19 protein-coding genes are annotated in these 23,910 nt (G+C 59.2%); 10 read left to right on the top strand and 9 right to left on the bottom strand.

Annotation, left to right across the window (positions count from 1 at the left end; all coding sequences use genetic code 11):
• The 3 genes from DEO48_RS18565 to DEO48_RS18575 form a co-directional block, all read left to right on the top strand.
• The coding region (locus DEO48_RS18565; RefSeq protein WP_146198303.1) for a family 1 glycosylhydrolase at positions 1-536 on the top strand (536 nt) is incomplete at its 5' end.
• A 51-nt stretch (positions 537-587) separates the two neighbouring features.
• Positions 588-1,910 carry a PTS sugar transporter subunit IIC gene (locus tag DEO48_RS18570; RefSeq protein ID WP_109845953.1) on the top strand — a complete coding sequence of 441 codons (1,323 nt, stop codon included), beginning with the start codon at positions 588-590 and terminating at the stop codon, positions 1,908-1,910.
• Positions 1,911-1,925: 15 nt separating this feature from the next.
• Entirely contained in the window at positions 1,926-2,642 is a 717-nt protein-coding gene (locus tag DEO48_RS18575) for a GntR family transcriptional regulator (protein WP_109845954.1), read from the top strand.
• Positions 2,643-2,684: 42 nt separating this feature from the next.
• On the opposite strand, the gene ldtB is transcribed toward DEO48_RS18575, so the two are convergent.
• Positions 2,685-3,605 (bottom strand): L,D-transpeptidase, encoded by a 921-nt coding sequence (gene ldtB / locus DEO48_RS18580; protein WP_045403737.1) that lies wholly within the window; start codon positions 3,603-3,605, stop codon positions 2,685-2,687.
• A 222-nt stretch (positions 3,606-3,827) separates the two neighbouring features.
• Between ldtB and DEO48_RS18585 the strand changes: the two genes are divergently transcribed.
• Entirely contained in the window at positions 3,828-5,423 is a 1,596-nt protein-coding gene (locus DEO48_RS18585; protein WP_023310897.1) for an ABC-F family ATPase, read from the top strand.
• A gap of 187 nt (positions 5,424-5,610) precedes the next feature.
• On the opposite strand, the gene DEO48_RS18590 is transcribed toward DEO48_RS18585, so the two are convergent.
• Both DEO48_RS18590 and DEO48_RS18595 read right to left on the bottom strand, forming a co-directional pair.
• On the bottom strand, positions 5,611-7,974 hold the full coding sequence (locus DEO48_RS18590; RefSeq protein WP_146198304.1) for a glycoside hydrolase family 31 protein: 2,364 nt from the start codon (positions 7,972-7,974) through the stop codon (positions 5,611-5,613).
• 17 nt (positions 7,975-7,991) lie between these two features.
• Positions 7,992-9,293 (bottom strand): MFS transporter, encoded by a 1,302-nt coding sequence (locus DEO48_RS18595; RefSeq protein WP_014883122.1) that lies wholly within the window; start codon positions 9,291-9,293, stop codon positions 7,992-7,994.
• A 288-nt stretch (positions 9,294-9,581) separates the two neighbouring features.
• Between DEO48_RS18595 and DEO48_RS18600 the strand changes: the two genes are divergently transcribed.
• A complete protein-coding gene (locus tag DEO48_RS18600; protein ID WP_109845956.1) occupies positions 9,582-10,655 on the top strand; it encodes a LacI family DNA-binding transcriptional regulator in 1,074 nt (357 codons plus the stop codon).
• Here DEO48_RS18600 and DEO48_RS18605 read toward each other — a convergent pair.
• The 4 genes from DEO48_RS18605 to DEO48_RS18620 all read right to left on the bottom strand — a co-directional run bounded on the left by DEO48_RS18605 (position 10,652) and on the right by DEO48_RS18620 (position 16,376).
• A complete protein-coding gene (locus DEO48_RS18605) occupies positions 10,652-11,908 on the bottom strand; it encodes a DUF1479 domain-containing protein (protein ID WP_109845957.1) in 1,257 nt (418 codons plus the stop codon). The genes DEO48_RS18600 and DEO48_RS18605 overlap by 4 nt on opposite strands.
• A 149-nt stretch (positions 11,909-12,057) precedes the next feature.
• On the bottom strand, positions 12,058-12,873 hold the full coding sequence (locus tag DEO48_RS18610) for a Cof-type HAD-IIB family hydrolase (RefSeq protein ID WP_109845958.1): 816 nt from the start codon (positions 12,871-12,873) through the stop codon (positions 12,058-12,060).
• 166 nt (positions 12,874-13,039) lie between these two features.
• Complete coding sequence (locus tag DEO48_RS18615) at positions 13,040-15,472, bottom strand: formate C-acetyltransferase/glycerol dehydratase family glycyl radical enzyme (protein ID WP_109845959.1); 2,433 nt, start codon at positions 15,470-15,472, stop codon at positions 13,040-13,042.
• Positions 15,473-15,476: 4 nt separating this feature from the next.
• Entirely contained in the window at positions 15,477-16,376 is a 900-nt protein-coding gene (locus DEO48_RS18620) for a glycyl-radical enzyme activating protein (protein ID WP_063439178.1), read from the bottom strand.
• A 128-nt stretch (positions 16,377-16,504) separates the two neighbouring features.
• On the opposite strand from DEO48_RS18620, the gene fsa reads away from it, so the two are divergent.
• Positions 16,505-17,167 (top strand): fructose-6-phosphate aldolase, encoded by a 663-nt coding sequence (gene fsa / locus DEO48_RS18625; RefSeq protein WP_023326972.1) that lies wholly within the window; start codon positions 16,505-16,507, stop codon positions 17,165-17,167.
• Positions 17,168-17,257: 90 nt separating this feature from the next.
• Here the strand turns inward: fsa and moeB are convergent, their stop codons facing one another.
• Both moeB and moeA read right to left on the bottom strand, forming a co-directional pair.
• Positions 17,258-18,010, bottom strand: a complete 753-nt coding sequence (gene moeB, locus DEO48_RS18630; protein WP_109845960.1) for a molybdopterin-synthase adenylyltransferase MoeB — start codon at positions 18,008-18,010, stop codon at positions 17,258-17,260.
• A gap of 1 nt (position 18,011) precedes the next feature.
• The gene (gene moeA, locus DEO48_RS18635; RefSeq protein WP_109845961.1) at positions 18,012-19,244 is read right to left on the bottom strand and encodes a molybdopterin molybdotransferase MoeA; all 1,233 of its coding nucleotides are present in this window, start codon (positions 19,242-19,244) and stop codon (positions 18,012-18,014) included.
• Between the two features lie 188 nt (positions 19,245-19,432).
• Between moeA and iaaA the strand changes: the two genes are divergently transcribed.
• The 4 genes from iaaA to DEO48_RS27235 form a co-directional block, all read left to right on the top strand.
• A complete protein-coding gene (gene iaaA, locus DEO48_RS18640; protein WP_109845962.1) occupies positions 19,433-20,371 on the top strand; it encodes a beta-aspartyl-peptidase in 939 nt (312 codons plus the stop codon).
• An 11-nt stretch (positions 20,372-20,382) separates the two neighbouring features.
• Positions 20,383-22,254, top strand: coding sequence for a glutathione ABC transporter ATP-binding protein GsiA (gene gsiA / locus DEO48_RS18645; RefSeq protein WP_109845963.1), 1,872 nt, complete (start codon positions 20,383-20,385; stop codon positions 22,252-22,254).
• Between the two features lie 23 nt (positions 22,255-22,277).
• On the top strand, positions 22,278-23,816 hold the full coding sequence (gene gsiB / locus DEO48_RS18650; protein WP_109845964.1) for a glutathione ABC transporter substrate-binding protein GsiB: 1,539 nt from the start codon (positions 22,278-22,280) through the stop codon (positions 23,814-23,816).
• Positions 23,817-23,821: 5 nt separating this feature from the next.
• Positions 23,822-23,910, top strand: an 89-nt coding sequence (locus DEO48_RS27235) for a hypothetical protein (RefSeq protein ID WP_258306123.1), incomplete at its 3' end; no start/stop codon positions are given.

A 23,910-nucleotide genomic window follows, 5' to 3' on the forward strand; every position in this document is an offset into this window, starting at 1 on the left:
TGGCGCGCACCAGAAACGACTATATGGCCTTCAGCTACTACGCCAGCAAAACGCTGGACAGCGATGCGATCCCGGAAGGCACGCCGGTAAACTATTACCTGCTGCACGGCGAGAAAAACAACCCGTACCTGAAGGCCACCGAGTGGAACTGGCAGATCGATCCGCTGGGCTTTCGCACCATCATCACCCGCTACGCCAACGACTGGCGGATGCCGGTCTTCCCGATCGAAAACGGCATCGGGGTGATTGAGTCCTGGGACGGCATCAATCCGATCGAGGACACCTACCGCATCGACTACCACCGGGCGCATATCAATGCCATGAAGGAGGCGATGTTCGAGGACGGGGCAGAGGTGATCGGCTACCTCGGCTGGGGGTTAATCGACATTCTCAGCTCCCAGGGCGACATGCGTAAGCGTTACGGCGTGGTCTATGTCAACCGGGAAAACCACGACCTGAAAGACCTGAAGCGCGTGCCGAAGAAGAGCTACGCGTGGTTAAAACAGGTTATCCATACCAACGGACGCGAGATGTAAGCCGTACGCTGCCGGGCCGTTTTTGTGACTGATTGATGGGAACTATCCGCTATGTCTGAAACAAAAATAACACCGCACATGCAGTCTTTTGTCGATAAGTTTGTTGAGTTCTCGGCGCGCCTGGCAAACCAGGTGCACCTTCGCTCCCTGCGCGACGCTTTCGCCACGGTGATGCCCATTTTCATCCTCGCCGGTCTGGCGGTGCTGGTAAACAACGTGGTATTTCCGTGGATTTTTCACGGCGACACGCTCGCGCAGTTTAAGGTGTGGGGCGAGGCGATTATCAACGGCACGCTGAACATCGCCGCGCTGCTGCTGGCCCCGATGATTGCCTGGTCGCTGGCGCGCAACAAAGATTTCGACAATCCGGTCTCGGCAGTGGTTATCGCCGTCAGCAGCTTCATCATCATGATGCCGATGCGCCTGCAGATTACGCCCGTCGGCAGCGACGCCGCGGTGAACGTCACCCAGGTGCTGACGTTCGCCAATATTGGCTCAACCGGGATTTTCGCCGGGGTGCTGATCGGGCTGCTCTCAACGGAACTGTTTATCGCCATTTCGCGCCTGAAGGCGCTGCACATTTCCCTCGGGGAAAACGTGCCTCCGGCGGTGAGCAAATCCTTTACCGCGCTGATCCCGACTATCCTCACGCTCTCCCTGTTCGCGGTGCTGGCGGCGATACTGGCAAACGTGCTGCACACGGACCTGATCCATCTTATTACTACCTTTATCCAGCAGCCGCTGCGGCTGATCAACACCAGCCTGCCGGGGACGATTTTCATCTACAGCTTCGGTAACTTCCTGTTTACGCTCGGTATTCATCAATCTGTCGTTAATAGCGTGGTGCTGGAGCCGTTCCTGCTGATCAACACCAACGAGAACATGCTGGCCTTCGCCAACGGCCAGCCCATCCCGCATATCATCAACAACATCTTCGTGCCGACGTTTGGCATGGTGGGCGGCACGGGCAGCACGATCTCGCTGCTGATTGCCATCTTTATCTTCTCCAGACAAAAATCGGCGAAGCAGGTGGCGCGTCTGTCGCTGGCGCCGGGCCTGTTTAACATCAACGAGCCGGTGATTTTTGGCCTGCCGATCGTGTTTAACCTGCCGCTGATGATCCCGTTCGTGCTGCTGCCCGCCATCGGCATTTACTTCGCCTGGCTCTGTACCACGCTGGGGTTAATGTCGCGCTGCGTGGTGATGATCCCGTGGACCACGCCGCCCATTCTCAGCGCCTGGCTTGCCACGGCGGGGGACTGGCGGGCGGTGGTGGTGCAGTTGGCAATCATCGTATTTGGTGTATTCTTCTACCTGCCTTTCCTCAAGATTGCCGAGAGAGTGGCGTTGAAAAACAGCGGGATAGAAAACTAACTGAAAGGAAGGACGATGGCGGCGAAGTACATCACCATAGCGCGGGAAATTAAGAAACGCATTATCAGCCAGCAGTACGCCGCCAATGAACCCCTGCCGGACCAGTTTGCGCTGGCGGCGGAGTTCAGCACCAGCCGGATGACCATTCAGCAGGCGATGCGCCAGCTGATCGTCGAAGGTCTGGTCTATACCCGCCAGGGGCAGGGCACGTTCATCCGTAAAAACTTCCTTCAGCTCTCGCAGTGGGATCTCTCCGGCAGCGACTACTTTGGTGCGACCAAAACCTGGGAACATCTGGGCACGGTGACCAGCCGGGTGGTGCATTTCGAGCTGCGCTTCCCGAACGAAAAAGAGCAGGCGTCGCTGATGATTAACGCCGATGCGCCGATCTATGACTTCATTCGACTCCGCCTGCTGAACGGCGAACCGATGTCGCTGGATTCCACGGTGATGCCGATGAATCTGGTGCCGGGCCTGACGAAAAACCATCTTGAAGGGTCGGTGTTTCAGTACGTTCAGGAGACCCTGGCGCTGAAAATTATGGGGTCGTATCGGGTGGTGCGGGCGCTTAAGCCCAGCGCGCTGGACAGGGAGCATCTGGTCTGCGAGCAGACCGATCCGGTGCTGGAAGTGGAGCAGGTGATTTATCTGGAGGACGGCACGCCGCTGGAGTATGCCCACTGCCACTATCGGTACGACCACGGCGGGATCGTGATCGTGAATAACGGATAAAAAAAAGCGGGCAACGAGGCCCGCTTTTTTAATGCTTCTCTGTCAGTTCAGACGCACCGGCATACCGGAGCGGTTCTGCACGGCCTGGTCAACAATCGCTGTTTCAACGTCTGGCTGAGACGTTACCGCCTGTACCGCGCTGTTCAGCGTAACAGGAACGACTTCGTTGTTGTTGATCTGGTCTTCGCTGGTGGACAGCGGGTTGTGCACTTCGATGTAGCGGCTGCCGTCTGGCTCAGAGGTCGCTTTCACCGGTTCGTTGATGAACTGCACGCGCGTACCGACCGGCACGTTTTCAAACAGGAATTTGATGTCGTCGTTACGCAGGCGCACGCAGCCGTGGCTTACGCGCAGGCCAATACCGAAGTTGGCGTTGGTACCGTGGATAGCGTACAGGCGGCCAATGTACAGCGCGTACAGACCCATTGGGTTATCCGGGCCTGCCGGTACAACGGCTGGCAGCGGTTCGCCCGCAGCGATGTATTCCGCGTGCATTTTGGCAGTCGGCGTCCAGGTTGGGCCCGCTTTCTTACGCTCAACTTTGGTGGTCCAGTTCATTGGGGTGTCTTTACCCAGCTGGCCGATACCGATTGGCAGCACGATAACGGTGTTGGTGCCTTTCGGGTAGTAATACAGACGCATTTCGGCGCTGTTAATCACGATACCTTCATGAACGGTATCCGGCAGGATCAGCTGCTGAGGAATATTCAGCACGGTACCCGCTTTCGGCAGATACGGGTCAACGCCCGGGTTCGCTTCCAGCATGTTAGACAGGCCCAGCTGGTACTGCGCAGCGAAATACTCCAGCGGCTGAGAGTTACCTTCTGGTACCGTCACAACCTGGTTCTGGCCTACCAGACGGCTACCGTCTGTTGGCAGGGGATACGTCACCGCAGACGCGGTCTTACAAAAACCTACTACGGCTAACGCCGCCGCTAAAAGCGTTGTTAATTTCATGTTCATGTTGTGCGAGGTATCTAAGCCATTCTGGCGATGAGTTGATAAGTCTGAATCTGTGATGGGAGCGCATTATATGTGCATTCCCGCTAACAGGGAATTCAGATGTGTACGAAATCACATTTTTTTCGATTTTGTTAAAGTTTAGTGGATTGCCGCAACACGGGATCTCAATTCGGAATTGTGGCATAATGCCGTGTTTATCACACTTTTCGCAGGAATCTCCCCGTGTTAGTTACCAGCAACGTCACTATGCAGTTTGGCAGTAAGCCGCTGTTCGAAAACATTTCCGTCAAATTTGGCGGCGGCAACCGTTACGGCCTGATTGGTGCCAACGGTAGCGGAAAATCCACCTTTATGAAGATCCTCGGCGGTGACCTGGAGCCGACGCTCGGCAACGTATCGCTCGACCCTAACGAGCGTATCGGTAAGCTGCGTCAGGATCAGTTCGCTTTCGAAGAGTTCACCGTGCTCGACACCGTGATCATGGGGCATGGGGAACTGTGGGAAGTGAAGCAGGAGCGCGATCGCATCTACGCGCTGGCCGAAATGAGCGAAGAAGACGGCTATAAAGTGGCCGATCTGGAAACGCAGTACGGTGAGATGGACGGTTACTCTGCAGAAGCGCGCGCGGGCGAGCTGCTGCTGGGCGTAGGCATTCCGGTTGAACAACATTACGGCCCGATGAGCGAAGTGGCGCCAGGCTGGAAGCTGCGCGTGCTGCTGGCACAGGCGCTGTTCTCTAACCCGGACATCCTGCTGCTCGACGAACCGACGAACAACCTGGACATCGACACCATCCGCTGGCTGGAGCAGACGCTGAACGATCGCGACAGCACCATGATCATCATCTCGCACGACCGTCACTTCCTGAACATGGTCTGTACGCACATGGCGGATCTGGACTACGGCGAGCTGCGCGTTTACCCGGGCAACTACGACGAGTACATGACGGCGGCTACCCAGGCGCGCGAGCGTCTGCTGGCGGATAACGCCAAGAAGAAAGCGCAGATTGCTGACCTGCAGTCCTTCGTCAGCCGCTTTAGCGCCAACGCCTCTAAGTCGCGTCAGGCGACCTCGCGCGCGCGTCAGATTGATAAAATCAAGCTGGAAGAGGTTAAAGCCTCCAGCCGTCAGAACCCGTTCATCCGCTTCGAGCAGGACAAGAAGCTGTTCCGTAACGCGCTGGAAGTGGAAGCCCTTACCAAAGGCTTCGATGAAGGCCCGCTGTTTAAAAACTTCAACCTGCTGCTGGAAGTGGGCGAGAAGATTGCCATTCTGGGTGCCAACGGCGTGGGTAAATCTACCATGCTGAAAACCCTGGTCGGCGAACTGCAGCCGGACAACGGCACCGTGAAGTGGTCCGAAAACGCGCAAATTGGTTACTACGCGCAGGACCATGAGTACGAGTTCGAAAATGACCTGACCGTCTTTGACTGGATGAGCCAGTGGAAGCAGGAAGGCGACGACGAGCAGGCGGTGCGCAGCATTCTGGGTCGTCTGCTGTTCAGCCAGGACGACATCAAAAAGCCGGCTAAAGTGCTCTCTGGTGGTGAGAAGGGACGCATGCTGTTCGGCAAGCTGATGATGGAAAAACCAAATATCCTGGTGATGGACGAACCGACTAACCACCTGGATATGGAATCCATTGAATCGCTGAACATGGCGCTGGAGATGTATCAGGGTACCCTGATCTTCGTCTCTCACGACCGTGAGTTCGTCAGCTCGCTGGCGACCCGCGTGATCGAAATTACGCCAGAGCGCGTAGTGGACTTCACCGGTAACTACGAAGATTACCTGCGCAGTAAAGGTATCGACGGCTAATTTCCCGTCGTCTTTCACGCTGCAGATGCGTTGGCTTCACCTGTTCACCCCGGTCACTTACTTATGTAAGCTCCCGGGGATTCACAGGCTTGCCGCCTTCCTGCAGCGCGAAATACTTAGGGAAAGGGGTCGTGCCTTTATTCCCTCTCCCCCTGGGAGAGGGTTAGGGTGAGGGCATCGGGCCGCACTAGACCACCCACTCGCCCCCTTCGACCCCGTTCACCAGCAGCGTACGTTTTTCCCCTGCAGGCAGCGACACCTTAAGCGATTTCCACGCCGGACGATAATCCCCGCGCGCGTTAACCTTCAGGTTGATGGTTGCGCCGTCGCACACCATTTCCCACTCCACCCACAGCGCATTGCCGTTCTGGTAGCCCCAGCTTTCGCCGTCGTCTTCAAACAGCATTCCGGTGGTCGTGCCGACTCCCTTCACCGGGAACAGCTTCAGTTCACGGGTCGTATCTTTTTCGGCACTCACATGCGTGATGCGTTCGCTCAGCGGAAGACCGGCACCGGCGCGCACCAGCAGCGGCAGTTTTTCCAGCGGCGCGTCGAGGACGATCGACTGGCCGCCTGCATACCACGCGTGGGTGTAAAAATCATACCAGCCGGTGTCGTTATCCGGCAGCCAGACGCGTCGCTCGCGCAGCCCGGCTTCGACGACGCTGGCCACCAGCAGGTCGTGGCCCAGCAGGAAGTCATCGCACTCCTCAAACGTCTGCGCATCATGCTCGTGGTCGAGGAAGGTCGGGCGCAGCATCGGCTCGTCGTCGGCATGCGCCTGCCAGAGCAGGGTGTAGAGGTACGGCAGCAGGCGGTAGCGCAGCTCAACCGCACCGCGAATGGCTGGCGTGACGCCCGGGTACATCCACGGCTCGTTCACGGTGTGGTCATCGTTCCACGAGTGAATGGTAAAGCGCGGGTGCATCACGCCGTTCTGCACCCAGCGCACGAACAGCTCGGCGTCCGGTTTGTCGCCGGAGAAACCGCCGACGTCGTGACCGACGTTGAACAGACCGGACAGGCTCATGCCCAGACCCATGCGGATGTTATAGCGCAGGGTGTCCCAGCTGGTGCGGTTGTCGCCGCTCCAGGTCTGGACGTAGCGCTGCATCCCGGCGCAGCCGGAGCGGGAGATGAGATACGGACGTTTTTCCGGCGCGAAACGCTGCTGCGCTTCCAGCGAGGCGCGCATCATCAGCAGCGGCATCACCGGGCGAATGTGCTTGATGGCGATCTCCTTGCCGAAGCCAAAGCAGCGCGCTTCCCCGTCCCACACTTCATATTCGTTGTTGTCGTTCCAGGTAGAGTCGATGCCCATCTCCAGCAGCTGCGTGGTCACGCCGTTCTGCCACCACTGCACCGTCTGCGGGTTGGTAAAGTCGAGGTGCGAGCCTTCGTCATCCCAGAAGCTGGAACGTTCCGGTGCATCGGTTTCTGAATCGCGAATGAACAGGCCGCTCTCCGCCACTTCGTTATAGCGCGGATGGTCCTGCAGCAGGCACGGCTTGATGTTTGCCGCCAGCTTCAGCCCCGCGTCGTGGAAGGCTTGGCTCATCACCTTCGGCTGCGGCACCTTGTCATAGTTCCAGTTAAAGACGTAGCGCTTGCCGTTGATAGAGGTATAGCCGGAGGAGAGCTGGAACGAGTCGCACGGGATGGCGTGCTCTTCGCACAGGCGGATGAAGTTCATCAGCTGGTTCTGGGCGTCCGGCGCGTCGGTGTAGTGCATGGTCGAGCCGCTGTAGCCCAGGCTCCACTTCGGTCCGAACAGCGTTTTCCCGGTCAGGCGCACGAAGGCTTTGGTGACGTCCAGCACGCGTTTGCCGGTAAAAATGTAGTAATCGATATCGCCCGCTTCCGCCTGCCAGCGACGGTAGGCGGTGTGGTAGTTGTCGATCTCGTTGCCCAGATCCAGCCAGCAGCTGCTCAGGTTGTCGTAGAACAGGCCGTAGCTGACGTCGTCGCGGCGGGCGATAGTGAATGGAATATGCTTGTAGAGCGGGTCGGTGCTGGCCGCGTTGTACCCCATTGCGTCGAGGTTGCGCATCTCATAGCGCTTGCCGTTGCGCTGCAGATCGCCCGCTTTTTCGCCCAGGCCGTAGAAACGCTCGTCCTTGCGGCGGCTGAGGTAGTGCGCCACGCCGTCGCCATGGGCGTTCAGCAGGTAGGCGCTGGTTGGACGGTCGTTGACCAGCGGCTGCCACTCGCCCGCTTCATTGCGGTAGTGCCACTCCAGCCACAGGGGCTGGTGGACCGTTACGCGCAGCTGTTCGGTTGCCACGGTGAGCGTCTCATCCTGCTGCGTCAGGGTCCAGGCCGGGCAGGAGAAACCGCTTATATCCTCACGACGGCGGCCTTCCCACGGCACGTCTTTTTCCGGCGCGATGCTCCAGGTGCGGTCCAGCGCCAGCTCGCCTTTGCGTTTGATCAGCACGCGGAACAGGTTCTCTTCCAGCACGTACAGGCACAGGCGGTGCTGGTTATCGACCAGCAGTTCCAGATGGTTTGCCGACTGCGTATCAAGGGTCCAGTTTTTCAGGGTTTTCATATGCAATACATCCACTATCAGGCGCGCTTGGCGCGACGTTCAGCAATAAATGCTACCAGGAAGACAGCGCCAATCAGGTCAAAGAAGCCCATGGCAATAAAGAGCGGGTTAAAGCCGATTTTGTCGGCGGTCACACCGATTAACAGTGAGAACAGGAAGCTGGCGATCCACGCCGCAGAGCCGCGCATGCCGTTGACGGTCGCCATCTGGCCTTTGTCGAACGACTCAACGACCAGGGCGCTCAGCATGCAGGAGATGATCTGGTGCCCGAAGCCGCCGATGGAAATCAGCACGATGGTGATATACGGGTCGCGGGTAATGGCCACGATGCCCAGCGAGATCATCAGGAACGCGCCCGTCACGGAGCTGGCAACGACCGAGTTAACGCGCGAGCAGCCGAACAGACGGGTGTACAGACGCGTCAGGTAGCCACTCGCCACGCTGCCGAGGTCGGCGGCGAGGAACGGCAGCCAGGCAAACATCGCAATCTGCTTCAGGTCCATGCCGTGCTCTTTGGCGAGGTACAGCGGCACCCAGAAGCTCAGCACCGCCCAGGCCGGTTCCGCCATAAAGGCCGGGATGGCGATCCCGTAGAAGCGTTTGTTTTTCGAGACGGTTTTCAGCGCGGTCAGGAAGGGCAGTTTCACCGCAGGCGGCTCGTTATCCTGCTTGATAAACGCCAGTTCGTCCTTGCTCAGGTTCGGGTGCTGCTCCGGGTTGTGGTAGAACGCCCACCACAGGATCACCCACAGCAGCGCCAGCACGCCGGTAAACATAAACGCGCCCTGCCAGCCGAATGACGCGTGAGCAAAGTAAATGATAGGCGGAGCCAGCATCGCGCCGATGGAGAAGCCCACGCCAGCCCAGCCGGCGGCAACGGGTCGCTCTGATTTCGGGAACCATTCGCCGATGGTTTTGGCGTTCGCCGGGGTAGCGGCGGCCTCAGAGGCACCCATAAAGAAGCGCAGAATAGCGAGGTGCAGCCAGCTTCCGGCGCCCGCATGGAAGATACACATCAGCGCCCAGATCCCGGCGCAGACCATAAAGCCAATCTTCAGGCCGATGACGTCAATCAGCCAGCCGCACAGGGGCTGGAAAATGGTATAGGCGATCTGGAACGCGCCGACGATCCAGGAGTATTGCTCGGTGGTGATCCCGAGGCTCTCTTTCAGTTCCGGGGCGAGGATCCCGAGTGAGTTTCGGGTGATGTAGTTAACGGTGACGCCAAGTAAGAACAGCACCAGCACGTACCAGCGCAGGTTCTTGATGACGCGACGGGTTTTGCTTGTCGCTACGGTGTTATTGATGTCCTGACTCATTTTACTCTCCACAAGACGGACGGTAAGGGAACGGAGGTTCAGGTGTCACACGGATTTTTATGCCTTTGATTTCTTTCCGTTTAAACTACTTAAGTTGGTATACAACTAGTATGGAAGTTGTGTGACAAGTTCACCTTAAGGAAGAAAATGAGTGGGCAAAAGTGGATTTTGTGCAAAATTTCTCATAACTGACGTAAACCCTCTGGCATGATGGCTTTTATGTCAGCTATTACCTGACCAATACGCTATGAAAATTTTTTCATTTCGCAAATGGAGCCAGATCACAAAATGGACAAAAGGCTAAAAATCACCGAAATCGCGGCCCGGACGCAGCTCTCGATCAGCACCGTATCGCGGGTGCTGGCGGGAAAAGCGAATACCAGTGAAAAAGCGCGCGCGAAGGTGCTGGCGTGCGCGCGGGAGCTGGGGGTGATGGACGGCATGGCGGCAGGGCGTCTGCTGCTTAACAGCCTGGTGGTTTTTGCCCCGCAGCGGGCGTTTGACGAGCGGTCCGACATCTTTTACTACCGCGTGATCCAGAGCGTGAGTAAAGGCCTGGCGTCCCACGATGTGCGCCTTCGCTACTGCGCGCTGGAGGAGAACGACAGCGACGCCCAGCTGTTTCTGGCACGCATGAACGAAGCGGACACCCAGGCGGCAATCCTTCTTGGCATTGACGATCCCCATATCCACGATCTGGCGGTGGACGTCGGTAAACCCTGCATGCTGATTAACTGCCGCGACCGGCACATGCGTCTGCCTGCCGTCGCGCCGGACCATCGCGCCATCGGCGAGCGGGCGGCGGAATATCTGTTCGAAATGGGACACCGTGAGGTGATGAACGTGCTGTGCCTGCGCCGCTACACCATGGAGCTGCGCCTGGCGGGGATCCGCGACGCGTGGCAATCTCACAATCTGAAATTCAACGATAAACGCGATCTGCTGGTGGTGCCCAGCTTCAGCGCGCGCGAAACGGAACAGATGGTCAGCAGTTGGCTCAGTGAAGTGCAGGGGAAGGATTTACCTACCGCGTTCCTGGTCGGCGGCGACTTTATGGCGGCGGGCACCATTAGCGCCTTACAAAACCACGGCCTGCGCGTGCCGCAGGACGTGTCGGTGATGAGCATTGACGGATTTAACCTGGCCGCAATCCAGGATGTGCCGCTGACGGCCGTGCATGTTCCGCGCGATGAGCTGGGGACGGAAGCGGTACACATGCTCCAGCAGCGGCTGATGCGCCCGGACGCGCCGGTGGGGACGTTACTGCTTAACGGCACGCTGACCGTGAGGGAATCGGTACGGCGGATACGTCAGGGGAAACGACGCACCGCCGTTGAGCGGGAAGGGCTGTACGACAGTTAGACCATGCCCAGCGCGCGCTTGCCGTGGATGTTGAGATCGTTCACGGTAAAGCGGTCCTGCCAGCTCTTTTCATAATCTTCGCGTGGGAAATCCCCCGGCGATGCGCCGGTCTCCAGCGCTTCCTTGACCTTCTTCGCGTAGGCGAGGTTTTTCTCGCACATCGGTGCGGCGGGGATATACATCACGTTGCCCCAGCCCTGCTGATTGTCCACCGGCGCGACGGAGTGGATCACATCGCAGTGCCACCACACCGAATCGCCCGCGTCCAGCGCCGGAATGCTGGTCAGCGCCTCGATGAGCAGCGGGTGCCACTTCTCGGATATCGGCAGTACGCGCCCCGGTGCCACGCCGCACAGCTCGTCTTCCGGCACGTCGTCCAGCAGCGGACGCAGCAGAATGTACGCCATCGCTTCCGGGATCGGCACCACGTGCAGTAGCCCCTGGCCAGGGATCATGTCCGACAGCGCGGTCCAGCCCTGGAAGGTGCGGAACACCGAGCATTTGGTGGTGTTATCGACGGTATACTCTTCCACTTCGGTACGGTGCGCGGCGTTCCACGGATCGTACTTGTCGACATTGCCGTCAAACACGCGGGCAAAGACCTGCTGGTAAGCCGGCAGCAGCCAGCGCTCCAGCGCGCCGGAGTCGGTATGCGCACCCAGCCCTTTCGAGGTGGTTCCCGGCGGACGGCGGCGGATACGATCCGGATAAATCACGCTCACGTCCGGGTTGAACCACTGCTTGCCGTTGCTCTCGAACGTCCATAAGCGGTTCAGGAACGACTGCACCTGCGCCATCTCTTCGCTCTGGCGCGCCTGCATCTGCGCCTGCGACCAGTAGATCGGGTAAATCTCCGGACGGGAGGCGGTCAGGGTGCCGAAGAAGTTATCGCCAGGGCCTTTGTAGACCTCATCAAACTTATTCAGATCGAGGTAGTCGAGCATCGACTGATCCCACGCCAGCGCCTGCTTGCGCGGGAAATGACCTTTAATCACCGCGCAGCCGCGGCGTTTAACGGCCTCGCGCTGTGCGTCGGTAATCGTGCCGTTTTTCACATCCGCAAACGGAATCACCGGCCAGACGGATTCGCCTTTGTTCTTAAGCGCGTTGATTTCCGCCACGCGGGTGGCAATTTTGTCGCTGAGCTTATTAAACACCGCCTGCACGTCGCCGATCTGCGCGCGCAGCTCACGTTTTAACTGACGGATTGCCGCTTTGTGGTCCGCTGGTAAGGTTTCACTGGTAAAGGTCATAACTGCCTCGCATCTTTCATTCGAAAGTAAAAATGTCTACAAGTGATACTTTAAGTTAAAAATAAGTTAATGCAAGTTTAAAAACTTGACGCAAGCCACAGGTCGGAAAAAGAGTGAGAGGCCGGAGCGACGCTCCGGCGAGGAAAGGATCAGAGGTCGAACGGGGAATGGTTGTCGAGCACGGACTGAATGACGTTCAGCGCGCCCTGATGGTTGTTGTCGTCTGTGCCGTAGCGGCTGATTTCTTTGATGCTCTCTGCCGCGTTGCCCATCGCAAAGGAATATTTCACCAGCTTCAGCATCTCGGCATCGTTGCCGCTGTCCCCAATGGCCACGCACTCCTGCGGGGAGATTTTCCAGCGTTTCAGCAGACGACTGATGCCGTTGGCCTTGTGCAGGCCGGGGATAATCAAATCGACAAAGCCAAAGCCGCTGGTGACCGGCTTCATGATGCCGTCCAGGGAGACGTGCAGTTTATCCACCAGATCAGGGATATCGCTGTCCGGCAGGTTCAGGGAGAATTTAAACAGTACGTCGTCAATTTCGCGGTAATCGCTGATGCGCTTTAAGCGGTGATAGTGCTTTGACATCAGCGCTACGAACGCGTCCGGGGCTTTATCGCTCACGTACGCGCTCTCCAGCCCGCAGGCCACAAAGTTCAGCCCTTTATCTTTCAGCAGCTCGCCAATCACGATCTGCGATTCATGACGCGTCAGCTCGCCGTGGAAAATCTGTTCGCCGCGATCGAACACCAGCGCGCCGTTTTCCGCGACGAAAGAGATCCGTTCTTTCAGCTCCGGAAAGAAGGAGATGAGCTGGTAATACTGGTTGCCGCTGGCGACAACGAATTCAATGTCGCGGGCTTTAAGCTGTTCAAACTGTGCCTGGAAGCGGTCACGATCGTACTGCTTGGCATCATCAAGGAAAGTTCCGTCCATATCGGTGACGATAACTTTAACGGTCATACTGTGCTCCTGGGTCACTGCGTTTTGAAACATTCTAATAACAAGGTGACGGGGAGCACAAATTTAATTTCATTCGAAAGTAAAAGCAAAACGGCAACCGAGGTCGCCGTTGTTAGTGTTTCCTTCCTCTCCCTGTGGTAGAGGGTCGGGGTGAGGGGACATGCCGTTACAGCGTGTGCTCAGTACGGGCGATAATATCGTCCTGCGCATCCGGCGACAGGGCGGTGAAGAACGCCGAGTAGCCCGCGACGCGCACCACGAGATCGCGATACTGGTCAGGATGTTTCTTCGCTTCCAGCAGCGTTTCGCGCGAGACGATGTTGTACTGAATATGCCAGCCTTTATGCACCTCGAAGAAGGTGCGCAGCAGCACCATCAGCTTCTGGCGATCGCTGTCGTTTTCCAGCGTCGACGGGTTCAGCTTCTGGTTAAGCAGCACGCCGCCGAGAATCGCTTCCGTCGGCAGTTTACCCACCGAGCCAATTACCGCCGTCGGGCCGAGGTGGTCCGTACCGGAGGCCGGGCTTGCTCCTTCCGCCAGCGGGGTGTGCGCCTTACGTCCGTCCGGAGTGGCCATCGTTGCCGCGCCAAACGGCACGTTCGCGGAAATGGAAGAGGTGCCCGCGTAGTAGTTACCGCCAATCGGGCCGCGGCCGTGGCGCGGGTTGTGGTACTGCTTCAGCTCTTCGATGTAGGTCTGATAGGCGCGCGTCAGCAGCATGTCCACGCTGTCGTCGTCGTTGCCGTACTTCGGCGCGCCGTTAATCTGGCGCTGGCGCAGCTGCTCGTGGGTCAGCCCGTCGAAGTCATCCGCCAGCGCCGCCGCCAGCTGCTGCTGACCGATAGTGCCCTGCTCGAACACCAGCTTCTTCACCGCAGCCAGGCTGTTGCCGAGGTTAGCGATACCCACCTGCAGGCCGGAGACCCAGTCGTACTTCGCGCCGCCCTGCTTGATGCTTTTCGCGCGTTCGATGCAGTCGTCCACCAGCGCCGAGCAGAGAATATCGTGGACGTTCTCTTCCAGCATGGTATCCACCACGTACTCAATCTCGATGGATTTGCGGGTGTAGTAGCGGATCTGGCTGTCCCACGCCGCCATCACTTCGTCGAAGTTGTCGAAGTTACCGGCGGAGAGCGCTTTCTCCTGCGGCAGGAACACCTTGCCGCTGGTGGCGTCGCGCCCGCCTTCCAGCGCGGCCAGCATCACGCGGGCGAAGTTGATAAAGCTCATGCCGGTGCAGCGATAGCCCCATTTGCCGCCCACCGCAGTTTCGATACAGCCGATGGCCGCGTAGTCGTAGGCGTCGTCTCGTTCAACGCCGAGCTTGATGAATTCCGGAATGACGATTTCATCGTTGTTGAACGCGGGCATCCCGAAGCCGCAGCGGATCACCTGCACGCAGGCGTCGAGGAAGTCGTTGCTCATGCCCGCGTGGTAACGCACGCTCAGGTTTGGCTGGGTGGATCGCAGGCGACCGCAGGACTCCAGAATCGCGTAGGAGAGCGGGTTCACCGCGTCCATCGGCTCACCGTTGACCAGCTTCTGGCCGCCGATGGTGACGTTCTGGTACAGCGGGCTACCGGCGGAAGCCTTGGAGTGCGAGCCGGAGCGGATCTTGTTCACTTCCAGCAGCTTCAGCCAGCAGCTGTGGAGCAGCTCGATGGCGTGCTCGCGATCCAGGCTCTGGTTCAGCTCCACGTCGCGGCGGTAGTACGGATAGAGATACTGGTCCATACGCGCGAAGGAGACGGAATGGCCGTTGGACTCAATCTGCAGGATCAGCTGGATGAAGTAGCACAGCTGCAGCGCCTGCCAGAAGGTTTTTGGCGGCTCGTGGGCAATCACGTCGCAGTTTTCCGCCATCGCCAACAGCTCGTCGCGGCGGCTTTCGCGGGTTTCAGTGGACGCCATTTCACGCGCCAGATTGGCAAAGCGTTTGATATGCAGGCTTACGGCTTCCAGTACGATATCGATCGCCTTCAGGAACTGGTCGCCGTGCAGGTCTTCCAGCACCGTCAGGTTGATGCGCGTGCGGCGCTCGGCCACCTTAGCGCGCAGGCCGTCGAGGCCTTTCTCCAGCACCAGCGGGAAGTTGACCGCCAGGTGCGCGTCGCCGGAGGTCATGTTGCCTTCGGCTTTGATAATGCCGGTTTCCAGCAGGCCTTTCTGCTCGTCGGTGAACATGCCGTAGCATCGGTCCTGCACCGTCTGGCCGCGCCACCACGGGCAGATCTCATGCAACACGCGCTTGTTCTCTTCGCTCACCGCAAAGCCCGCGCCCGGGCGGTCCGCCAGATCGTCGATCTCTTTCTCAATCCAGGAGACGGTGTATTCCGGGAAAATCGGCGCGGCGCGCACTTCGCTTGCCTGGTTACCGATGATCAGCTCGTCGTGTTTGATCCAGATGGTGCGTTCCGCCAGGTGATGCGCCAGCGCCAGGGCGCGGCGTACCGGGATCGGCTTGTCCATGTGCTGCTGGTACATTTCGGTGTAATGCTGGGCGCGCTCGGTACAGACCGGCGGCTTGACGATATGCACCAGGGCCATTTTGTGCGCCTTAATGCGCTCGCTGAGGGTGTTGAGATTCAGGGTTGTCATAGGTTTATCCTCGTAAGGTCGCGGTTAACCCTTTCTGGCAGGCGTACTGCTGCGCAAAGTCCAGCAGGGCAGGGTTATCCAGCGGTTTGTCAGGGGCAGAGTAGGGTTGGCCGAGCAGGGTGTATTTGTTCATGCCCAGCGTGTGATACGGCAGAAAATGAATATCGTCGACGCCGAGCTCGTCGGCAGCGAAGTTGGTAATGGCGGTTATGGACGCTTCGTCAGCGTTAAAGCCCTGGATCAGCGGCACGCGAATGGTGATTTTTTTCCCGGCGGCGGCAAGGCGCTTCAGGTTGTCCAGGATTCGCTTAGCCGAACCGTCCGTCCACTGTTTGAACACCTCACCGTCGACGTGCTTCAGGTCGGCGAGGAACAGATCGACGTAGGGTAATGATGGCTCGATGTAATGCCACGGCACGTGAAGGCAGGTTTCCACGGCGGTGTGGATCCCCTGTTCGTGGCTGGCTTTAAACAGGGCGTGCGCCAGCTCAGGGTTCATAAACGGTTCGCCGCCGGAGAGGGTGATCCCGCCGCCGCTGCGGTCGTAAAAGGGCTTGTCGCGCAGTACGGTCGCCATGATCTCCTCGACCTGCTGCTCTTCACCGCAGACGGTCAGCGCCTGCGTCGGGCAGCAGTCGGTAAGGGCGTTGAGCGCGGCTTCATCAAGCTTCTCGCGGTGGATAACCAGGCCATTCAGCGCGCGTTCGATGCAGCCCGGTGCCGCCTGCTGGCACAGGTCACAGCCGTCCAGGCACAGGCGCGCATCAAATAGCACGTCCCGGCTGCGGGAGCGGCTTTCCGGGTTCTGACACCAGCGACAGCCCAGCGAGCAGCCTTTCAGGAACACCACGGTTCGAATACCGGGGCCGTCGTGGGTAGAGTAACGCTGAATATTGAAGATCATGATTTCGCCTCTCGTGTTGCACATGAAGATTAAATTACTTTCGAATGAAAGTTATCTTGATGCAGGTCAACTACTGAGCAGGTTTTGTCGTGATAGGGTAAGTGCAGGCTAATTTTGAGGGTGACATCATGGAACTTTATCTCGACACATCTGACGTTGCGGCAGTCAAAAAGCTGGCGCGTATCTTCCCGCTGGCGGGCGTGACCACCAACCCAAGCATTGTGGCGGCAGGTAAAACGCCGCTGGACGAGCTGCTGCCGGCGCTGCACGACGCGCTGGGCGGTAAAGGCCGTCTGTTCGCCCAGGTGATGGCGACCACCGCCGAAGGGATGGTGGAGGACGCGCGTAAGCTGCGTGCCATCATTAACGACCTGGTAGTAAAAGTGCCGGTGACCGCCGAAGGGCTGGCGGCGATCAAGATGCTGAAAGCGGAAGGGATCCCGACGCTGGGTACGGCGGTTTACGGTGCTGCGCAGGGGATGCTCTCCGCGCTGGCGGGTGCAGAGTATGTGGCGCCTTACGTTAACCGCGTGGACGCGCAGGGCGGGGACGGGATCCAGACCGTGGTTGAACTGCAGCAGCTGCTGACGCTGCACGCCCCGCAGTCAAAGGTGCTGGCCGCGAGCTTCAAAACGCCGCGTCAGGCGCTGGACTGCCTGCTGGCAGGCTGCGAGTCAATCACGCTGCCGCTGGACGTGGCGCAGCAGTTTATTACCTCTCCGGCCGTGGATGCGGCGATTGTGAAGTTTGAGCAGGACTGGCAGGGGGCGTTTGGACGGACGTCGATCTGACGGGGGGTGGCCTGATGCCCTCACCCCAACCCTCTCCCACAGGGAGAGGGAGCAAACACTAAAACGGCAACCTGAAGGTTGCCGTTTGCTTTAACCTCCGCAAACCTCACACCCCGGGTTACGCATCAGCTTCATCTCGCGGAACTGGCAGGTCATCGCGTCATACATCACAATTTTCCCCGCGGCTGGCGTGCCGTAGCGCGCCAGCACCTTGATCGCTTCCATCGCCTGCAGGGAGCCAATCACGCCGACCAGCGGCGCCATCACGCCCGCTTCAACGCAGGTCAGCGCGTTCTCGCCGAACAGACGGCTCAGGCAGCGGTAGCAGGGTTCACCTTCCGCGTACGTGAAGACGCTGATTTGCCCCTCCATGCGGATCGCCGCGCCGGAGACCAGCGGGATTTTGTGGGCAAAGCAGCCCGCGTTCAGCTGGTTACGAACGGTGACGTTATCGGTGCAGTCCAGCACCAGGTCGTGCTGCGCAATCTGCGCGGACAGCGCCTCGTCATCCAGCATCGCGTCAATCAGGGTGAACTGAACGTTGGGGTTGATTCGCACCAATGCCGTGCGGGCAGAGTCCACCTTCGGCTGGCCAACCGTCGCGTCGCTGTGCAGCGTCTGGCGCTGCAGGTTAGATACCGACACGGTATCAAAATCCAGCAGCGTCATTCTGCCAACGCCCGCCGCCGCAAGATACTGCGCGGCGGCGCAGCCAAGACCGCCGAGCCCGACAACCAGCACGCTTGCTGCTTTAAGCGCTTCCTGGCCCTCAAAGTCAAACCCGCGCAGCACAATCTGGCGGTTGTAGCGCATCATCTCCGGGTCGCTCAGCTCCACCGTCATGTCAACCTCCGAACAGATGGTTAAAACTTTCAACCTCAACCCATTCGCCTGCTTCCACATTGCCGCGCTCGCGCTCCAGGACGATAAAGCAGTTGCCCTGGCTGAAGGAGCTGAAAATGTGTGAGCCCTGGTGTCCGGTGGTGCTCACTTCGAGCTCTCCGTCCGCGTTGCGCGCCAGAATGCCGCGCTGGAAATCGAGACGACCCGGCGATTTTTTCAGGCCCGTGGCGGCGCGCACGCGCTGGCGTTCCGGCAGCGGGCTGGCGCTGTTGCCTGAAAGCTTCGCCAGCAGCGGGATCACCAGCTGGTAGAAGGTGAGAGCCGCCGAGACCGGATTCCCCGGCAGGCCGCAGAACCAGCCGTGAGTGAGCTTGCCAAACGCGAACGGTTTGCCCGGCTTGATGGCCAGCTTCCAGAAGGCGATTTCCCCCAGCTCTTCGAGGATGGTTTTGGTGTAATCCGCTTCGCCCACGGAGACGCCGCCGGAGCTGATGACCACGTCGGCAGCGTTATCCGCCTCGATAAACGCGGCGCGCAGTTTTTCCGGATCGTCAGGAATAATGCCGAGGTTAATCACCTCGCAGCCCAGCTGCTCCAGCATCAGATGTACCGCCAGGCGGTTGGTGTCGTAAATCTGACCGTCCTGCAGCGGCTGGCCCGGAAGCTGAAGTTCGTCGCCGGTGGAGAAAACGGCCACGCGCACTTTACGGATAACGTCGATTTCAGCCACGCCGAGCGACGCCAGCACCGGCAGCTCACCTGCCGTCAGCTTCTGCCCGGCAGAAAAGACCGTCGCGCCAAGGGTGATATCTTCGCCCGTGCGGCGGATGTTCTGGCCCGCTTTAACGTTCGCGGTAAAACGCACGCCGCCGTCGGTCTGTTCGGTCTCTTCCTGCATCACAACGGCGTCGCAGCCGGCCGGAACCGGCGCGCCGGTCATGATGCGCACGCAGGTGCCCGCAGGCCATTCACCGCTAAACGGCTGGCCCGCAAAGGCTTTACCCGCCACCTGCAGAGCGTTACCCGTCTGGAGATCCGCCAGGCGTACCGCGTAACCGTCCATCGCGGAATTATCAAACCCCGGCACGTTAAGCGGAGAGACGATATCGCGCGCGGCAATACGGCCAAAACAGCGCACGAGGGGCAGCGTCTCAACGTCATGCAGCGGGGAAACTCGGTCAAGCATCTGCGTGAGTGCCGTCTCAAGCGGCATCAGTCCGGCGGTAAAATCCATGGTGGGCTCCTGCGGAGTAACAACGAAAGCGCTCATTATGGCAGAAAAGTGCGGCTAACTGTATGACCCGATGGGTGTACGCTTTACATCACAGTTACGTCTTTCTATATTCAAAAATCATCTGAAGTTTCATCGACGATAATGATATTTATAGAAAAAGCCGCAAATCAGGCTAACGGGTGATGCGAATGGTTAATGCGGTAATCGCAATTCATGGTGGCGCCGGGGCAATCACCCGAGCACAGCTCAGTCCCGAGCAGGAAAAGCGCTATATCGACGCGCTGTACGCCATTGTGGAAACGGGTCAGAAAATGCTCGAAGCGGGCGAAAGCGCGCTGGACGTGGTCACCGAGGCGGTGCGCCTGCTGGAAGAGTGTCCGTTATTTAATGCGGGGATCGGTTCGGTCTTTACCCGGGATGAAACGCACGAGCTGGATGCCTGCGTGATGGACGGCGTCACCCTGAAAGCGGGCGCCGTGGCGGGCGTGAGTCATCTGCGCAATCCGGTGCTGGCGGCGCGTCTGGTGATGGAGGCGAGTCCGCACGTGCTGCTGACGGGGGCCGGGGCAGAGGCGTTTGCCTTCGAGCACGGGATGGAACCGGTATCGGCGGATCTGTTTTCCACGGAGGAGCGCTACCAGCAGCTGCTGGAAGCCCGTTCGGCGGGCATGACGCAGCTTGACCATACAGCGCCGCTCGATGAAACCACCAAAATGGGCACGGTCGGCGCGGTGGCGCTGGATAAGGCCGGAAACCTCGCGGCGGCGACCTCAACGGGCGGGATGACCAACAAGCTGCCCGGGCGCGTCGGCGATAGCCCGCTGCCGGGCGCCGGCTGCTACGCCAATAACGCGACGGCGGCGGTGTCGTGTACCGGAACCGGGGAAGTGTTTATCCGCGCCCTTGCGGCCTATGACATTACCGCGCTGATGGATTACGGCGGTTTAAGCCTCAGCGAAGCCTGCGAGCGCGTGGTAATGGAAAAACTCCCCGCGCTTGGCGGCGTCGGCGGGCTCATTGCGGTGGATCGTGAGGGCAACGTGGCTTTGCCGTTCAACAGCGAAGGGATGTATCGCGCCTGGGGTTATGCCGGTGATGAACCGAGCACGGGCATCTATCGTGAATAAGGGGGCAGCGCGTGCCGCACAGTGAAGAACTGGACAACCGCGAAGTGCTGGCTGTCCATCAGCTCAATATTGCGTTTCAGGAAGAGCGGCAGTTCATCCCCGCAGTACAGAATTTATCGTTCACGCTCAGGCGCGGCGAGACGCTGGCGATTGTTGGCGAGTCCGGCTCCGGTAAATCGGTCACCGCGCTGGCGCTGATGCGTCTGCTGGAACAGACGGGCGGGCAAATCAGCAGCGAGAAAATGCTCCTGCGCCGCCGTAACCGTCAGGTCATTGATTTAAATGAGCTGAGCGGTTCGCAGATGCAGGGCGTGCGCGGGGCGGATATTGCGATGATCTTCCAGGAGCCGATGACCTCCCTGAACCCGGTTTTCCCGGTCGGGGAACAAATCGCCGAGTCCATCCGCCTGCATCAGGGGCTGAGCGGCGATGAAGCGCTCAAAGAGGCCCGACGGATGCTGGAGCTGGTGCGCATTCCGGAGGCGCAGGCCATTCTGGGTCGCTACCCTCATCAGCTTTCCGGCGGCATGCGCCAGCGGGTGATGATTGCAATGGCGCTCTCCTGCCGTCCGGCGGTGCTGATTGCCGATGAACCGACGACGGCGCTGGACGTGACGATTCAGGCGCAGATCCTGCAGCTCATCAAAGTGCTGCAGCAGGAGATGGAGATGGGGGTGATTTTCATCACCCACGATATGGGCGTAGTCGCCGATATCGCCGATCGGGTGCTGGTGATGCACAAGGGCAGCGCGGTGGAAACCGGCCCGGTCGAGCAGATTTTTCACGCGCCCGTGCATCCTTACACCAAAGCGCTGCTGGCGGCGGTTCCGCGCCTGGGGGCGATGAACGGCAGCGATTTGCCGCGCCGCTTCCCCCTGATTTCTCTTGAGGCGTCTGAGCAGCAGGAGGATGAGCCCGAGCAGGACACCGTGGTGCCGGGTAAGCCCATTCTGGAAGTGCGCGATCTGGTCACCCGTTTTCCGCTGCGCAGCGGCATACTGAACCGCGTTAAGCGCGAAGTGCACGCGGTGGAAAACGTCAGCTTCGATCTCTGGCCGGGCGAAACGCTGGCGCTGGTGGGAGAGTCCGGCTGCGGTAAATCCACCACCGGGCGCGCGTTGCTCCGTCTGGTGGAATCACAGGAAGGCAGCATTACCTTTAACGGCGAGCGCATTGATACCCTTCCGGACAGCAAGCTGCAGGCGGTGCGGCGGGATATTCAGTTTATTTTCCAGGACCCGTATGCCTCTCTCGATCCGCGCCAAACGGTGGGGTATTCGATCATGGAGCCGCTGCGGGTGCATAACCTGCTCGACGGCGAAGCGGCCCAGCGCCGCGTGGCCTGGCTGCTGGAGCGCGTCGGCCTGAAGCCGGAGCACGCCTGGCGTTATCCGCACGAGTTTTCCGGCGGACAGCGGCAGCGTATCTGCATCGCCCGCGCGCTGGCGCTGAACCCGAAAGTGGTGATTGCCGATGAGTCCGTCTCGGCGCTGGATGTCTCTATCCGGGCGCAAATCATCAACTTACTGCTGGATTTACAGCGGGATATGGGCATTGCCTTCCTGTTTATCTCGCACGATATGGCCGTGGTCGAGCGCATCAGCCATCGCGTGGCAGTGATGTTTATGGGGCAGATCGTGGAGATTGGTCCGCGAAGGGCGGTGTTTGAGAACCCGCAGCATCCGTACACCCGCAAGCTTATCGCGGCGGTCCCGGTAGCCGATCCCGCGCATCGTCACGGCCAGCGCGTGCTGCTCCAGGATGAAATGCCGGGCAATATACATAAACGCGGCGAGGCCGTGGAGCGCGTGATGCTGCGCGAGGTCGGGCCGGGTCATTTCGTCGCTCCCCCGCGTCAGGACAACGCTTTTTCGCGGTTATAACTTACAACAGGCAGGAGAACACAATGGTTACATTTGTAGCGCGTAGATGGTTGTTAGCCGCGAGCGTGACGGCGGCCCTGGCCGCTGCTCCCGCGTTCGCTGCCAAAGACGTGGTGGTCGCCGTCGGCTCGAATTTCACCACGCTCGATCCGTATGACGCTAACGACACGCTCTCTCAGGCGGTGGCGAAATCGTTCTATCAGGGCCTGTTTGGCCTCGATAAAGAGATGAAGCTCAAAAACGTGCTGGCGGAGGGGTACACCGTATCCGAGGACGGGCTGGTGTATACCATCAAGCTCAGGACCGGCGTGAAGTTCCAGGACGGGACAGACTTCAATGCGGAGGCGGTGAAGGTTAACCTGGACCGCGCCAGCAATCCGGAAAATAGCCTCAAGCGCTATAACCTGTATAAAAATATCGCCAGCACCGAGGTGGTCGACCCGGCGACGGTCAAAATCACCCTGAAAGAGCCGTTCTCCGCGTTTATCAATATTCTGGCGCATCCGGCGACGGCGATGATTTCCCCTGCCGCGCTGAAAAAATACGGCAAGGAGATTGGCTTCCACCCGGTAGGTACCGGTCCGTACGAGCTGGTCACCTGGAATCAGACCGATTTTGTGAAGGTGAAGAAATTCGCGGGCTACTGGCAGAAAGGGCTGCCGAAGCTGGACACCATCACCTGGCGCCCGGTGGTGGACAACAACACCCGCGCGGCGATGCTGCAAACCGGCGAGGCGCAGTTTGCCTTCCCGATCCCGTATGAGCAGGCCGCTATTTTGCAGAAAAACAGTAAGCTGGAGCTGGTCGCCAGCCCGTCGATCATGCAGCGCTACATCAGCATGAACGTCACGCAAAAGCCGTTCGATAACCCGAAGGTGCGTGAGGCCATCAACTACGCCATTAACCGTCAGGCGCTGGTGAAGGTCGCTTTTGCGGGCTATGCCACCCCGGCCACCGGCGTGCTGCCGCCGGCTATTGCGTATGCGCAAAGCTATCAGCCGTGGCCGTACGATCCGGCTAAAGCGCGCGAGCTGCTGAAAGAGGCGGGCTTCCCGAACGGCTTCAGCACCACGCTGTGGTCTTCGCATAATCACAGTACCGCCCAGAAGGTGCTGCAGTTTACCCAGCAGCAGCTGGCGCAGGTGGGTATCAAGGTACAGGTGACCGCGATGGATGCCGGACAGCGTGCGGCAGAAGTGGAGGGGAAAGGGCAAAAAGAGAGCGGCGTGCGGATGTTCTACACCGGCTGGTCAGCCTCGACCGGTGAAGCTGACTGGGCGCTGTCGCCGCTGTTTGCCTCGCAAAACTGGCCGCCAACCCTGTTCAACACCGCGTTTTACAGCAACCCGCAGGTGGACAAAGACCTGGCCGATGCCCTGAAAACCACCAGACCGGAAGAGAAGGCGCGCCTCTACAAAGACGCGCAGGATATTATCTGGAAAGAGTCACCGTGGGTGCCGCTGGTGGTGGAGAAACTGGTGTCAGCCCATAACAAAGCGTTGACCGGGTTCTACATCATGCCGGACACGGGCTTTAGCTTTGACGATGCGGATTTAAAATAAACCTCATGCTGAATTATGTTTGTAAACGCCTGCTGGGGCTTATTCCGACGCTGCTGATTGTGGCGGTTCTGGTATTTCTGTTTGTCCATATGCT

It is taken from the genome of Enterobacter sp. CGMCC 5087 (assembly GCF_003144775.1).
Lineage (GTDB): Bacteria > Pseudomonadota > Gammaproteobacteria > Enterobacterales > Enterobacteriaceae > Enterobacter > Enterobacter cloacae_M.